Source organism: Methanosarcina sp., from assembly GCF_049706645.1.
GTDB lineage: Archaea > Halobacteriota > Methanosarcinia > Methanosarcinales > Methanosarcinaceae > Methanosarcina.
On record NZ_JBNAKP010000046.1, the window covers coordinates 1 to 13,822 of the forward strand.

11 protein-coding genes and 1 pseudogene are annotated in these 13,822 nt (G+C 42.9%); 4 read left to right on the forward strand and 8 right to left on the reverse strand.

The window, feature by feature from the left end:
- A pseudogene (locus ACPK8D_RS14585) lies at positions 1–339 on the forward strand (coenzyme-B sulfoethylthiotransferase subunit alpha); the annotation flags it as partial.
- 373 nt (positions 340–712) lie between these two features.
- On the opposite strand, the gene ACPK8D_RS14590 reads toward ACPK8D_RS14585, so the two are convergent.
- From ACPK8D_RS14590 to ACPK8D_RS14615, 6 genes are all read right to left on the reverse strand, one after another.
- Entirely contained in the window at positions 713–1,726 is a 1,014-nt protein-coding gene (locus ACPK8D_RS14590; protein ID WP_424718584.1) for a 50S ribosomal protein L11 methyltransferase, read from the reverse strand.
- Between the two features lie 243 nt (positions 1,727–1,969).
- A complete protein-coding gene (gene aroA, locus ACPK8D_RS14595; protein WP_424718585.1) occupies positions 1,970–3,262 on the reverse strand; it encodes a 3-phosphoshikimate 1-carboxyvinyltransferase in 1,293 nt (430 codons plus the stop codon).
- A gap of 156 nt (positions 3,263–3,418) precedes the next feature.
- Complete coding sequence (locus ACPK8D_RS14600; protein ID WP_424718586.1) at positions 3,419–4,072, reverse strand: thymidylate synthase; 654 nt, start codon at positions 4,070–4,072, stop codon at positions 3,419–3,421.
- Positions 4,073–4,451: 379 nt separating this feature from the next.
- Entirely contained in the window at positions 4,452–5,312 is an 861-nt protein-coding gene (gene htpX, locus ACPK8D_RS14605) for a zinc metalloprotease HtpX (protein WP_424718587.1), read from the reverse strand.
- A gap of 484 nt (positions 5,313–5,796) precedes the next feature.
- Entirely contained in the window at positions 5,797–6,711 is a 915-nt protein-coding gene (locus tag ACPK8D_RS14610) for a restriction endonuclease (protein WP_424718588.1), read from the reverse strand.
- A gap of 79 nt (positions 6,712–6,790) precedes the next feature.
- Entirely contained in the window at positions 6,791–7,336 is a 546-nt protein-coding gene (locus tag ACPK8D_RS14615; RefSeq protein WP_424718589.1) for a dihydrofolate reductase family protein, read from the reverse strand.
- A gap of 380 nt (positions 7,337–7,716) precedes the next feature.
- Here ACPK8D_RS14615 and ACPK8D_RS14620 point away from each other — a divergent pair, with 380 nt between their 5' ends.
- From ACPK8D_RS14620 to ACPK8D_RS14630, 3 genes are all read left to right on the forward strand, one after another.
- Positions 7,717–8,787 carry a hypothetical protein gene (locus ACPK8D_RS14620; protein WP_424718590.1) on the forward strand — a complete coding sequence of 357 codons (1,071 nt, stop codon included), beginning with the start codon at positions 7,717–7,719 and terminating at the stop codon, positions 8,785–8,787.
- 453 nt (positions 8,788–9,240) lie between these two features.
- Positions 9,241–9,375, forward strand: a complete 135-nt coding sequence (locus ACPK8D_RS14625; protein ID WP_424718591.1) for a hypothetical protein — start codon at positions 9,241–9,243, stop codon at positions 9,373–9,375.
- 667 nt (positions 9,376–10,042) lie between these two features.
- Positions 10,043–10,843 (forward strand): nitrilase-related carbon-nitrogen hydrolase, encoded by an 801-nt coding sequence (locus ACPK8D_RS14630; RefSeq protein WP_424718592.1) that lies wholly within the window; start codon positions 10,043–10,045, stop codon positions 10,841–10,843.
- 62 nt (positions 10,844–10,905) lie between these two features.
- On the opposite strand, the gene gatB is transcribed toward ACPK8D_RS14630, so the two are convergent.
- Both gatB and gatA read right to left on the reverse strand, forming a co-directional pair.
- Positions 10,906–12,393, reverse strand: a complete 1,488-nt coding sequence (gene gatB, locus ACPK8D_RS14635; RefSeq protein WP_424718593.1) for an Asp-tRNA(Asn)/Glu-tRNA(Gln) amidotransferase subunit GatB — start codon at positions 12,391–12,393, stop codon at positions 10,906–10,908.
- Positions 12,394–13,821, reverse strand: coding sequence for an Asp-tRNA(Asn)/Glu-tRNA(Gln) amidotransferase subunit GatA (gene gatA, locus ACPK8D_RS14640; RefSeq protein WP_424718594.1), 1,428 nt, complete (start codon positions 13,819–13,821; stop codon positions 12,394–12,396).
- Position 13,822: the final 1 nt, after the last annotated feature.

Here is a 13,822-nt window from a genome sequence, read left to right on the forward strand (position 1 = left end):
GGCAGACTCGGATTCTTCGGATACGACCTGCAGGACCAGTGTGGTGCCACAAACGTTCTGTCCTACCAGGGCGACGAAGGTCTCCCAGACGAACTCCGTGGTCCAAACTACCCCAACTACGCAATGAACGTCGGTCACCAGGGTGGATACGCAGGTATCGCTCAGGGAGCCCACGCAGGCCGTGGAGACGCATTCACCGTCAACCCACTCATCAAGGTCTGCTTCGCTGACGACCTCATGCCCTTCAACTTCGCTGAGCCCAGGAGAGAGTTCGGCCGCGGTGCCATGAGAGAGTTCGTGCCTGCTGGCGAGAGATCCCTCGTCATTCCGGCAAAATAAACTCAATAATTAAACACGTTAAAACAGAGTAGGCCTTCTGGCCTACTTTTTATCTCTTTTTCCCGAGTTTCGCTTCGGGAGCACAGAAAATTGAAGATTTTCTGGGAGTTGTACTGCAAGTGCAACAGCACGATGTCCTTCTCGCTTCGCTCAAGAGGACTAATTTTATGGAAAATTACTTCTTTTCTCTCATTCAAAAAATGTAGATATGTTTCTATTCAGCGTATTCCCTTTACCTGCCGTATTTAGGATGCTATTTATAAGCTCCCTAATTCCAATAGATCTCCGGCATTGGTTAATGGTTCCCATCTTTTAATTGGACATGGGCCATCAAAAAATATTCCTCCCCATTCTAAGCTCATATAATTCTACTTCAAATCACGACAATTTCTTTGCCTAATTTGCCTGAGGCTTCCACAAATTCTGTCATATCTACGCCAGGAAATGTATCTATAATACAAATATCAAACTTCTCATCTAAACAATTAGCTAATTCTCTTATATCCATACCATAAACTTCAAATTTGCCTCCAGATGCTATTAATTCTTCTTCACTGCCTGAAAGTTTGACTGGAAATCCGTTGGCTTCTAAATTAATCAAAGTAGTTTCTATTGCAGGTTTCCATATATCATTAAAAACAACTTTTTGCGCACCGGCTTTAAGGCATGTGATTCCTAAAGTCCCGGGACCACATGTGCAATCAAGAACCGTAGGCTTATCATAATCTTTCAAAGCTTTTTTAAGTATCTCTATTTTGGGAGATTCTACCTTTGGAAACTCTATATGAATTTCACGCTGATATTTATATACGCCTAAAGCACCGTAAGGAGTTTGTATAATATCGCATCTCAAATCGCATCCAGCAAGAAGCTCATATACATGAGGATTAGAATCAGAATCTTTTATACCCACAGTTTTTCTTATATCCCCCCTTAAAACCCCTTTAACTTCCCCAACTTCCTTTATAATTGTTTCAGCACATTCTTTATCCACTTCATTAGATAATAATACTAAAGAATCCTTAGACAAATAGGGAACATAATTAGTTGGATAGCCAGGAGTCATAAGAGGAACACATGCATTCCTTAAATTAGCTTTTTTATCTTTTATTCCTTCATCGATCATTATTTTTAGCACGTGAGCCATTACAATATCAAGATGCCTCTTACCGCATTCACAACTTCCAAAATGGCTATCTATTTCATCCAAGTTAATCTGTTCGGCTAGAGGAGAGAATTTCTTTATTTTTTCTGTTTTGCAAGCGTTGCATGGTTTGTAGAATAATTCAATGTCTTTCAGTACTTCCAAAATGGATTTTACGCACTTATTTCCACATCTACATCTTATTTCCATATGCTTAAATATGGATATTTTGTATTTAAACATGATATTTTGTGTTTAAATATGGATATTTTGTATAAAAGTACTAGTCGTTTCTTATTATTCCTGAAGTTTGGTTCAGATTCGTTTTGAAGGTAAATGATTTCTTTGACCGACTGGAGGTGAATTCAAAAAAGAAAATACTGAAAGTCTGAAGATTCCTTTTCATAATCAGTTATCAAAGTCAAATAAAATCTGTATTTAATCTGCATCTAATCTGCACTTAGAAATCCAGATTGTATTTTCAACTTATTCTTCTGAGATTTTTTCAATTTTTGCTCCAAGGTTGCTCATGTCTTTGAAAAAGTCAGGGTAAGAGATAGAAACAGACTCGGTTGTATCAATTATTGTATCTCCTGCCACCATCCCTGCTATTGCAAGGGCCATAACAATCCGGTGGTCATCCCAGCCGTGCACTGATGCTCCCTGCAGTTTTCCGCCGGTAATGGTCAGGCTGTCCCTTTCCTCTTTAAGGTCTACTCCAAGCTTCGGAAGTTCGGTTGCAAGGGCGCGCAGACGGTCTGTTTCCTTATATCGGACATGTTCGGCATTTTCAATCCTGCTCGTTCCGTCGGCAACTGCAGCCAGGACAGCAACGGTAGGAACTAGATCAGGAGTTGCCCCGGCGTCAAAGGTTACGGCTTTTAATTGTCTTCCTCCCCTGACGGTCACATTACCTGTTTCTTTATCCCAGGTAATATCTGCTCCCATCTGTCTCAGCGTTTCAATAATTACCTTATCCCCCTGTTTTGAAGGGAAAAGGTTTTTGACTGTAACTTCCGACCCGTCAATCATGGCTGCTGCTGCAAGCAGGTAGGAAGCAGAGGAAAAGTCCCCAGGAACAGTATAGTCTTTGAAATCATACCTATGTTTTCCAGAAATTATGAATCTGGTACCGTTACTGTCATCGGTATGGATCTTAACGCCTGCCAGTTCAAGCATCTCAAGGGTTACGTCCACATAAGGTCTCGACTTAAGCTTTCCTGTGATGGAAAGAGTCGTGCTGCTCTCGGCAAGCGGGCAGGTTATAAGAAGGGCCGAAATAAACTGGGAACTGATAGAGCCGTCAATGCTCACTTCCTGTCCCTCAATTCCGCCTTTAACCACAATCGGAGCTCTCTCATTTCCTCGCGTGGAGCAGGCTCTTACCCCCAGTTTATTGAGCACTTCAAGCAGAGGTCCGTTTGGCCGGGTACGAAGGGAGGCATCTCCGGTGAGCACTGTAATCCCATCGGTAAGTGCGGCTACTGCGGTCATAAAGCGAAGAGTTGTCCCTGAATTTGCAGCATCAATTACATCCTCCGGGACACTGGGTTTTCCATCAACCCCGTGGATAATAAGCCTGTCTTCTTTCCTTTCAACCGAAGCCCCAAACATCGCGGAAGCCCGAATTGTAGCAAGAGTATCGGCTGAAATCAGGGGGCGCCTGATAGTTGATTCTTTTGAAAGAGTTGCCAGGGTTATAGCTCTGTGAGTGTAACTCTTTGAAGGTGGGGCAAAGACTTCCCCTTTGATTGAGGATTTGTCGATAGAAACACGCATGTGTACCAGAACTCTTCTATTTTTATTTTGGATTTTCCTGAAATCCAGGTTCTTACTTCTAGTCTTCTGAATAGATTACTTTTGAATACTATTAAAAACTTGAACAAAATTAAAGAATTCGAGCAAGATTAAAGAATCTTGAATAGGATTAAGAACTCAGTTTGCCCCCTTTACGACATCTTCTACCAGATCCCAATCATGGTCATAGACGTGTGCTGAGATGCTGATAGTAGTGATCGTTCCGGGCTCGGTTCCCACCTTGTCGGCCACGTACTCAAGGAGTCTGGAAAGCCCGTATAGATTTGCCGGATAGGCTCCCCCAAAATCGTGGCTTCTGAAAAGAGTGGTGAGGTGTACCTTTCCGTCTCTTATCTTAAAGTCATCGAGCATCATGCAGGGGACTTCATTAACTTTCGTATCCACAGGTGGGATCCAGGTGACTGCTATTGCTCGCCTTGAGGTTGGGTTTTCCTTTAGCTTGTCGATCACGTATTCTATCTGATCCACTTTTCCATGCCAGTTCCGAAGGCGCTGCCCGTACGTATACTCAAAGTCCTGTATATTTTCTCCCGAGATCAGCTGCTTTGCATACTCTTCAAGCCTTTCCTCATTCCAGGCAGTATCGTGTGGGATCCTGTCAGTGTAGGGATCTTCAATTACCACCATCAAATCCATGAATTCCCTGATCTGGCTTCCTCTCTCATCTGTTATGACCTGTCCATGATTCCAGATGATGTTAAGCCCGCGATACCAGGCATCAGATATGCTTTTTGCCCTGATAATCCTGCCAATTTCAAACCTGTCTTCCATTGAGAATTCCCCGATAAAATCAGGATAGGGTATGAACAATTAATATCACAATTCGACTACAAAATATTTCAAATCCGATATTTGACTAATGTCTTGGATCTTTTTATGCCTGCTATTTATCCTCTTTTTTATTTATTTACCACTTTCTTTTATAAGTGCTTTATCTCAGACCTAATCTTATCTCACTCTGTACACTGATAGCATATAGCACGCTTAATTTAAAAAAATTCCGGACAAAAAGGCGACATGGGAAAAATAGCTCAAAAGAGAAGTCAAAGAGAAAGAAACTGGTGAAAACAGACTGAATTAAAAATCTGAATGAAAAAAAATATCTGGATAAGAGATAGAATTAAAAGAAATGAAGGTTCGAGAAATCTTCTCAGAACCTCATAGCTCTCAGGCGCTTCACCCTTTCATCGGTTACGGGGTGAGTTCTGAAAAGAGACTGGATCGCTCCTCCTTTTAGCGGATTGACAATAAACATATGGGCGCTGCTTTCCTTTGCCTGCACGTCTGAGATTCTCGGCCTGTAGTGAGAGTTCCCATATTCAAGCTTTTCAAGAGCATCGGCAAGAGCCCAGGGTTTTCTGCAAATGCTTGCCCCTTCTGCATCGGCTGCATACTCCCTTGACCTTGAAATTGCAAGCTGGATCAGGGATGCAGCGATAGGCGCTACAATTGCCATCGCGATGAGGCCTATAATTCCGCCGTCGTCATCATCCCTGCCGCCGAAGCCGCCGAAAATCGCAGCCCACTGCGCCCAGCTTGCAAGCATTGTAACAACACCTGCAAGGGTTGCAGCTATAGCACTTATCAGGGTATCCCTATTCTTCACATGTGCAAGCTCGTGTGCCAGCACGCCTTCCATTTCTTCATACGAGAGCAGTTCCAGAATCCCGGTTGTAGCAGCCACAGCCGCATGCTGTGGGTTTCTTCCGGTTGCAAAGGCATTCGGCATTCCGGACTCTACGATATACACTTTGGGCTTTGGTATTCCTGCTCTCATTACGAGCCCATCGACAATCCTGTGCAGGTTCGGGGCTTCCGCAGGGGAAACTTCCTTTGCCCTGTACATCTTGAGTACTATCTTGTCGCTGTACCAGTAGCTTCCGAAATTAATGATTATTGCAAACATGAATGCAATAATCATTCCGCCCGTACCCCCTAAGTAGTCTCCTATCAGAACCAGGAGACCTGTAAGGGCGGCAAGCAAAACTGTAGTTTTAAGCATGTTCTTCATGACTTCTCACACGACGTCCTCCCAGGCTAATGTCTGGGTTTTCGGTCTTAGACTTCTATGTTCTATACTTATTTCAGTAAGTTAGATCAAGTAGAATTAGTATTAATTATTCTGACTACAGATATATATTTTTTCTCCTGCATACTCAGATTAACACAATTGTATTATTTCAGTTTTCTTATTTATATATAATTAATTTTAAATTCTATAAAATGGAAGACCCTTTTCTCAAAAAGGGAAATTTCATTCCATAAGTTATATTCTTCCCTTTAGAATATCCTTTTTTAAGTTCACATCAATCATTAATATTTCTGTTTTGGTATATTTGCATTTGCATATTTCGGGCGTTGAATTTAGTTTGATTTCAAACTATTATTAGAATTTCAAGTATATGTATTTATTGAAAATATCTTTCATTGGATTGATTTATTCAGTAAATGAGGATAGACAACTAAGAATGAAGATAGACAGCTAAGAATATAGTTTATATTAATCCGTCGTCAAAATAATCCGTGTCAATTTTTTTAACATCGTAAGACTTTACTTTAGAAACTCCCACATCATATTCAATCATTAGCCTTGCAAGCATTTCTCCGTCAATCAGAACAATGTTTCCTGTAAGCTCGGCATAGTCGATAGCCTCTCTCGAAAAAGATGAAGTCGTTATAAAAACTCCCTTTTTAGCCTTCTTTCCGATCAGAGCGCCTGCGAACTTCTGAATTTCAGGTCTTGGGACTGTGCCTTCCCATCGTTTTGCCTGGATATAAATGACATCAAGCCCAAGCCTGTCTTCCTTTATGATTCCATCGATCCCGCCGTCGTGACTTCTGCCGACTGCTCTTCCTGCATCTGTTCTTGAGCCTCCGTATCCCATTTTTGTCAGGACATCAACGACCAGTGATTCAAAGAAAGTAGGAGAACACTTTTTTACTGCCGAGAGGATTTCTAAAACAAGCTCATTGTGAAGTTGCTGGTAGGAGAGTTCAAGAGATTCTCCTGGGTCTAACTGCTCAGTTTCATTTTGGTCTTTGCCTAACTCAATAGTTTCGACCTGTTTTCCTCGGCGAAACTCATTAAATTCGTTGAACTGAGTTAAAAAATTAACATCTATTGATACAGGATTTGCTCTCAATACAGACAATCCTTTTTGAGTGATGGAGAAATATCCTTTTCTTCCCGAATTAAGCAAACCAGCTTTTTTCAGGTAAGTACATGCCCATCCGACCCGGTTATTAAAAACAGCTTGCTGGCCACTTGGCAGTAGCTCTTTTCTTTCCTCTTCACTTAGCCTGAATTCATCAGCTAAGTTTTCCACTGCATTACGGATTCGATGTTCTTTGCCGTCTCCTGCATATTTTAGCAAAGGAAGCATTACGGATTGATAATCTGGAATTACCATTAAATCACTCAAAATCTGAATTAATTATGTTAAGAACTTTGAGTGGCTTTCCTTTTATTGTTTACTGTTTTTTCCGGTGTCATTCTCCAACTTTATACTCTAACCTCACCAACCCATTCTCATACCTTTCAACCCTTCCACTCCTGAGCCTGATCTCTTTTCCTATGTGGTCAAATAGAGGAATTCCACCCCCAAGGATAATTGGAACCACAAAAATAATCAGATCCTGCACAAGGTTTTCTTTAAGAAATGCCTTAATAAGCTGTGAACCACCCACGAGCCAGATGTCCTGATCCGTCTTTTCCTTTAGCTGACGAACGAATTCCCCGATCTCTCCGGAAACGAATTCTACTTTATTTTCGCGGCGCAGATGTTCTCTTTGCCGGGTAAATACGTATGCCTTTTTCTCCCCGTACGGCCATTCTCCGAACTCGAGCACCTGTTCGTATGTCTTCCTGCCCATAATAACAGTGCCGATTGATATGTAAAATTCGGAATAACCGTAATCGGTTTCGGGATTATTGTCGTATTCGGTTAACCAGTCTATGCTGCCGTCTTCTCGGGCTATGAAACCGTCGAGGCTGCAGGCGATATAGAGTTTCATTCTGGGCATGTTTTCTTTCAATGTCTCCTCCCCTTTTAAGCCAGTATGGATAAGTGATTATTATCTGATTTTATGTGACTTTGCTTCTTATTTATTGTTTCATTCAGTTGCTTTATTGTTCAGACTGTTTGCTAGCGAAGGGACAAAATTTCAGGCAGACATATAATGGTCGTGCAGCTTGGGTAAAGTTTTTTCTCTGTTTTTTGCTTGCCTTTTACCGGATTAACCTGAAAATGTGAGATCTTTAACCTATTGGTCTCTTATAGAAGACAGAGTATAGCAAAAACGGTCTTCCATACAAGACCAGATATTCCAAAGAATTACCTTCCTTAAAGGACGTTTTCCGGTAAATCCCACTAAATCCAAACCTTTATACCTTTTCCTTTCTCAAAAATAACTCTATGTCTTCCCCGAGCATCCAGATCGCCCTAAAAACCGAACATTCTATCAAAGATCGTCTTTACTGGAACTTCCTTAATCTCCTTCCCGTCCTTGTTGGTTCAATAGCAATTGCCAGAGATTCGCTCAAATGGGTAGCAGTTTACATAGTGATAGCCCTCCTTTTCTTTCTGATTGTTAAACTGCGTTTTATCTGCGCTCACTGCCTTTACTATATCCGGAGTAAGGGCTGCGTAAAGTGCATAATGCTCCCGGGAGTACCAAAAATTTTCAAGGACAGGCCAGATCCACATAAATCTTTTGAAAAAGTAATAATTCTTCTTGGAGCTTTGCCTGTTTTCCTTTTTCCGGTTTACTGGCTGGTCAGGGATTCGCTACTGCTGGGGGCATATATAGTTGCCTGGGCTCTTCTCTTTTTGACTGTCCAGAGATATGGGTGCATAAAGTGCATTAACTTCGAGTGTCCTGTGAAACGGGTGCCGGCTGAGATGAGAAACGATTTTAAGAACAAAAGCAACCTTTCCGATAACTTCGATATTTCAGCAGATCAATTTCGGGTATCAGGTTCAAACAGATGTACTTCCCTTAAAATAAAACATGAATTTAAGGACTTTCTCTACTGGAACTTCGTAACCCTGATTCTTTTATTCTCGGCAGGGCTTGCAATTGGTATTTACTCAACCGGGTGGACGTTTGCCTACATTTTTTTAGTAATCTTTCACTTTAATATTCTGGAGCAGCGTTTTTTCTGTACTCATTGCCCTTACTACGCAAGAGATGGAAAAAAACTGCGATGCATGATGAATTGGGCCTGGCCGAAGCATTTCAGGCCCAGGCCGTATCCCCCAGGCAAATTCGATCTCGTCATTACTACTCTCGGGTTTATAGCCGTGATTCTCTTTCCGATTCCCTGGCTTTTGAAAGAACTATTTCTGCTGGGAAGTTACTCCGTTTCTATTTTGATTTTCTTGCTAACGATATGGAAGTATGAGTGTTCTCATTGCATTTACTTTGGATGTCCCTTTAATAGAGTTCCGGTTGAAGTGAGAAAGGAGTTTCAAGAAAAAAGATAAATGGATATGTGTTTGGAGGAAATCAGAGTTGGAGTTTCAGGAAAATTAAACTGAGCCTGGAGTCAAAGTACGCTTTGTGTCAGTGAGAACTTAAGATGGAATTCAAGAAAGAATACTTCTTCTTTCAATAATTTTACTAATAATACACTTTATCCAGGTTTTTTCAGATAACAAGTCTGTATTTTACTGAAGCGGCATCAATAAAGTGAATCTAAGACAACAGGCCTTTTCCTTTCCCCATATATAAAATATATGGGGTAGATTCCAGCACAGAGCCCGTAGACTATGCAGCCTAAATAACGGATGTTGTCGGTCTTTAAATTCTGCGTGAAAACTTTCCTGAGTTAATTCTGCAATTTATTAGAAATCTATTTATACTAAAACACGGTAACTAATTTCCGTGGGCATTTCGCTAAACAAAGGACTGCAAAACCACAAAAGGAGATACAGAAAATGAAAGAAGCAACCCAGAAGACTGCTCTCAAACCCGTTTTGCATGGGTTTTTGTTAAGCAACGGCACGTTTATAACTCCCGCTGAAATGGAAATCATGGAAAGTCTCGGGGTTGTCCGGGCAACAAAATCCTGAACTCCAGGAATAAACCGGAAAAGGACACGTGTCTGGACAGGCCAAAGAGTTTCTGGAACCAATCTGCAATAATACCTCAAAAAGTATCGATCCGTTAATTTACTCTCAAAAATGTCGATCCGTCAATTAACTTCCATAAAACCTCGATCTGCTAACAAATTCCAGGAATTCAACAAAAAACCTGCAAGAATTCAACAGAATTGCCTGTAAGAATTAAATAAACTAACTTAAATAAACTAACCTCCAGAAATCCAACAAAACCTCCAATGCCTGATATAAAGTTGTAAAAAGACGGAGAAGTTATTAATTAACCTTGATTCACTCCATAAGCTATTTCGCTCAAAATAGCTGTTGAAGCCGAATCGATAAAATCAGAAATACAGATTGAATAATTTACTGAGAGTCCCGCCAGGCCTGTTATCCTTGTGTCCTTTCTTTTTCAAATTCTCACTGTCTTTTTTAATGAAATGCCCTGGATATAAGGATAATTGTACTGAGTTTGAAGTTTACATGGATTGTATTTATTTCGCCTGTAAATCCCTGTTGTTTTTATCCCCGAATTGTGCCCAGCCTGCAGAGATTCGGGTCTAAACTATAAAGTAGAATAACTGGAGTAACTTTATGAAGTAGAGCGACTTATACTCCATATAATAAGAGAGTGACTGCTATGAAAGCCGCCTGCATCCAGATGAATATCTCCCTTTGCTCAAAACAGGAAAATCTTGAGCGTGCCCTCTACCTGGCAGAAGAGGCGGTTTCGAAAGAAGCTGAGTTGCTTGTCTATCCGGAAGTTTTCTCTACCGGCTTTTGTTATGACCGTATAGGGGAGGTAGCGGAAACTGCTACCGGTCCCACCCTCGAAGCTTTATGTGATTTTTCAAAGGAGCATGGGTGTATTCTCGCAGGCTCAATGATAGAACAGAGAGAAAAAGAAACAATAGGTGAGGAAAAGCCGTCACCCTCTCAGTTCAACTTAGGTTTCTGCATCGAATCCGGAAAGCTAGCCGGTATGCATCGAAAAACCCAGCTTTATGGTCTTGAAAAAGAATATTTTGCACTTGGGGACCGGATACATCCTGTCCGGTTGCAAAAACATGGACTTTCAATAGGGCTCATGGTCTGTAATGAACTCCGGTATCCGGAAGTTGCCCGAAAACTGGCCCTTGAAGGAGCCGACCTGCTGGTTTCGGCTGCCGACATTCCCGACTTTTACATATATCCCTGGCGCATTATGTCCCTCTCCCGGGCAGTCGAAAACCAACTGCTACATGTAGCCTGTAATCGAGTGGGAAAAGATAGATATTCAACTTATCCAGGAAGCTCTCTCATTGCCGACGGATGGGGCAGGGTTCTGGCAGAAGCCGGAAAGGAAGAATGTGTCCTCATCGGGGAAATCGATCTCGAAGAGGCAAAAGAAATCAGGCAAACCGGTTCCATTCTCGAAGATCGCAGACCTGACCTTTACTAATTTAAATAAATAGTTAAAAAAGTAACTTTTTAAAATTAAATAAAAGGGTGAACTCTGCCGGGTTACCCTTTCAGCTCCTTGACTATCAGTTCACGTGCGGTTTTTGCGTCTGCCGTACCTTTTGTCTTTTTCATGACCTGTCCCACCAGGAAGTTCAGAGATTTCTCCGTGCCTCCAAGATAGTCCTGCACTGCAGCTTCATTTTCCGCTATTGTTTCGGCAACAGCTTTTGTTACCAGGTCGTCTTCGGCTTTGAGAAGGCCCTTTTCTTCGATAATCCGGGACGGGGTCTTTTCCTCGCTGGTGTCCAGCATGGTTCGAATGACCTCAACTGCAGCCCTGTCACTGATTTTACCTTCGGCAAAGAAGTTAACCAGTTCTACCATATCTGAAACCTTAAAGGAATTCTTTATTTTCGGGTCTTTTGCATGAATGAAGCTTATCCTCTCTCCGTCATAGGAAGAGATTGCCAGGTCACGGTAATTTAACTCTCCAAGGAAGACATCAGCGGTCCAGGTAGCTGCAATCTTCGGGTCCACGCCCTTTGCACTGACGCCTTCATAGAAATCAGCAAGCATAATCTTTGACGTAAGAGACTTTGCATGCATATCCGTAATTCCGTATTGCTCCATGAAACGGGCACGTTTGGCGTCCGGAAGTTCGGGGAGCGTTTCCTTAATTGCAGGAATCCAATCAGTAACGCGCATAGGCATAAGGTCGGGTTCGCGGAAGTAGCGGTAGTCCTCAGCTTCTTCTTTTGTCCTCATTGAGAGTGTTACGCCCCTGCCTTCGTCGAAGTGGCGAGTTTCCTGCAAGACTTTTCCTCCGCGCCGGATCACATTCTTCTGGCGCATAATCTCGTAGAGAAGGGCTCTTTCAACTCCCTTATGAGAGGAGATATTCTTGACCTCAACGCGGGTACCCCAGTAGACCGAAACGTTTGCATCCACACGCATTGCTCCTTCCAAGTTGCCGTCAAAAACGTCCAGATACTCAAGGATATTCCTGAACTTATCAAGGAATCTTCTTGCCTCTTTGGGGCTGCGCATATCGGGCTCTGTAACAGTCTCAATCAGGGGCATGCCTGATCTGTTGTAATCGATAAGGACGCCTTTCGATTTCCCTATGCTCCCGATATGCACAAGCTTGCCGGGATCTTCTTCCATGTGGGCTCTTGTGATCCCGACCGTATGTTCCCCGTCTTCACCTTCAATTACGACTTTTCCTCTGCTTACAATCGGGAAGTCGTACTGGGTGATCTGGAAACCTTTGGGAAGGTCTGGGTAGAAATAGTTCTTCCTGTGGAACTGTGTCTCTTCTGCAATCTCTCCTTCAAGGGCAAGTCCCACTTTAATTGCAGCTTCCACTGTTTTTTTGTTCAGGACCGGAAGTGCTCCCGGAAGGCCCAGGCAGACCGGACAGGTGTGAGTATTGGGAGCTGCATTGTGGTAGTCTGTAGAGCAGCCGCAGAACATCTTGGTCTTAAGTTTGTTCAACTGGATATGGATTTCAAGCCCGATCCTTATCCCGTCAGGATTTGCATAGACCATTTATGCCACCTCCTGGGGTCTCTTTGTATGATAATCGGTATTCTGCTCGAAAGTATATGCTGCACGCAGCACAGCAGGCTCGTCAAAGGGCTTGCCCATTATCTGAAGCCCTATTGGGAGACCGTCAGTAAAGCCACAGGGTACGGAAATTGAGGGTACGCCTGCAAGGTTGATCGGGCAGGTATTAACGTCTGAAAGGTAGAGAGTGAGCGGATCTTCGATCTTTTCTCCGATTTTGAAAGCAGGGTTCGGCATGGTTGGAGCCATAAGCACATCAACTTTTGAGAGTGCGCTGTCAAAATCCTGCTTCACAAGGGTCCTGACCTTCAGGGCTTTTAAATAGTATTTGTCATGGTATCCTGCCGAAAGGGCATAGGTTCCAAGGAGAATTCTTCTTTTTACTTCTGTCCCGAAACCTTCAGCTCTTGTCTTCGAAACCATCGCATGCCAGTTTTCGCCGCTTTCTCTAAATCCGTACCGTGTTCCGTCGAAACGGGCAAGGTTCGAGGAGGCTTCACTCATTGCAATGATATAATATGAAGCAAGAGCGTATTTTATGTTGGGCATAGAGACTTCTTCCCAGGCCGCTCCGAGACTCTCGTACCTGTGTATGGCACTCCATACGGCTTTTTCAACATCCGGATGTATGCCTTCCCCGAAAAATTCTTTCGGAACCCCGATCTTGAGCCCTTTTACATCTTCGACAAGGGCTTTCTGGTATTCGGTTTTACTGTCAATGGAAGTGGAGTCTCGGCGGTCGTAGCCAGCTATCACATCCATAAGCACTGCAATGTCTGTTACGTTGTTTGCAAGAGGTCCTACCTGCTCAAGAGAATTTGCGTAAGCAACTACTCCATGTCTGGAAACGGCTCCGTAAGTCGGCTTAAGCCCAACAACTCCGCAGAAAGCCGCAGGACAGCGTACCGACCCACCGGTATCCGAACCAAGGGCAAAGGGAGCTTCTCCTGCTGCAACAACTGCTGCACTGCCTCCGGAAGACCCGCCAGGCACTCTTTCAAGGTCCCAGGGATTTGCAGTCGGTCCATAATAGCTGGTTTCCGTAGAAGAACCCATTGCAAACTCATCCATATTGGTCTTTCCAAGGATTACTGCGCCTGCAGCGAGGAGCTTTTCGATAACATGGGCATTGAAAGGAGGAATATACCCTTCAAGAATCTTCGAACCGCAACTGGTCGGCAGTCCGATTACGGAAATATTATCCTTTATCGCAATTGGAATGCCTGCAAGAGAGCCATTGTGCCCCTCAACATCAATTTTCTTCGCTTGCTCAAGGGCTTTTTCAGAGACCGTTATATAACCGTTAACTTTGCTCTTCCGTATAACTTCGAGGTAGCGAGCTGTTACTTCTTCGGCTGAGCTTTCTTCAATTTTCTCTTTAATCTGTGCAACACTCATCCATTTTGCCATC

Bases quoted from the DNA above. Each gene is read 5' to 3' on its own strand.
- ACPK8D_RS14590 (WP_424718584.1), bottom strand. From the start codon at position 1,726: ATGTTTAAATACAAAATATCCATATTTAAGCATATGGAAATAAGATGT.
- aroA (WP_424718585.1), bottom strand. From the start codon at position 3,262: ATGCGTGTTTCTATCGACAAATCCTCAATCAAAGGGGAAGTCTTTGCC.
- ACPK8D_RS14600 (WP_424718586.1), bottom strand. From the start codon at position 4,072: ATGGAAGACAGGTTTGAAATTGGCAGGATTATCAGGGCAAAAAGCATA.
- htpX (WP_424718587.1), bottom strand. From the start codon at position 5,312: ATGAAGAACATGCTTAAAACTACAGTTTTGCTTGCCGCCCTTACAGGT.
- ACPK8D_RS14610 (WP_424718588.1), bottom strand. From the start codon at position 6,711: ATGGTAATTCCAGATTATCAATCCGTAATGCTTCCTTTGCTAAAATAT.
- ACPK8D_RS14620 (WP_424718590.1), top strand. From the start codon at position 7,717: ATGTCTTCCCCGAGCATCCAGATCGCCCTAAAAACCGAACATTCTATC.
- ACPK8D_RS14625 (WP_424718591.1), top strand. From the start codon at position 9,241: ATGAAAGAAGCAACCCAGAAGACTGCTCTCAAACCCGTTTTGCATGGG.
- ACPK8D_RS14630 (WP_424718592.1), top strand. From the start codon at position 10,043: ATGAAAGCCGCCTGCATCCAGATGAATATCTCCCTTTGCTCAAAACAG.
- gatB (WP_424718593.1), bottom strand. From the start codon at position 12,393: ATGGTCTATGCAAATCCTGACGGGATAAGGATCGGGCTTGAAATCCAT.
- gatA (WP_424718594.1), bottom strand. From the start codon at position 13,821: ATGGCAAAATGGATGAGTGTTGCACAGATTAAAGAGAAAATTGAAGAA.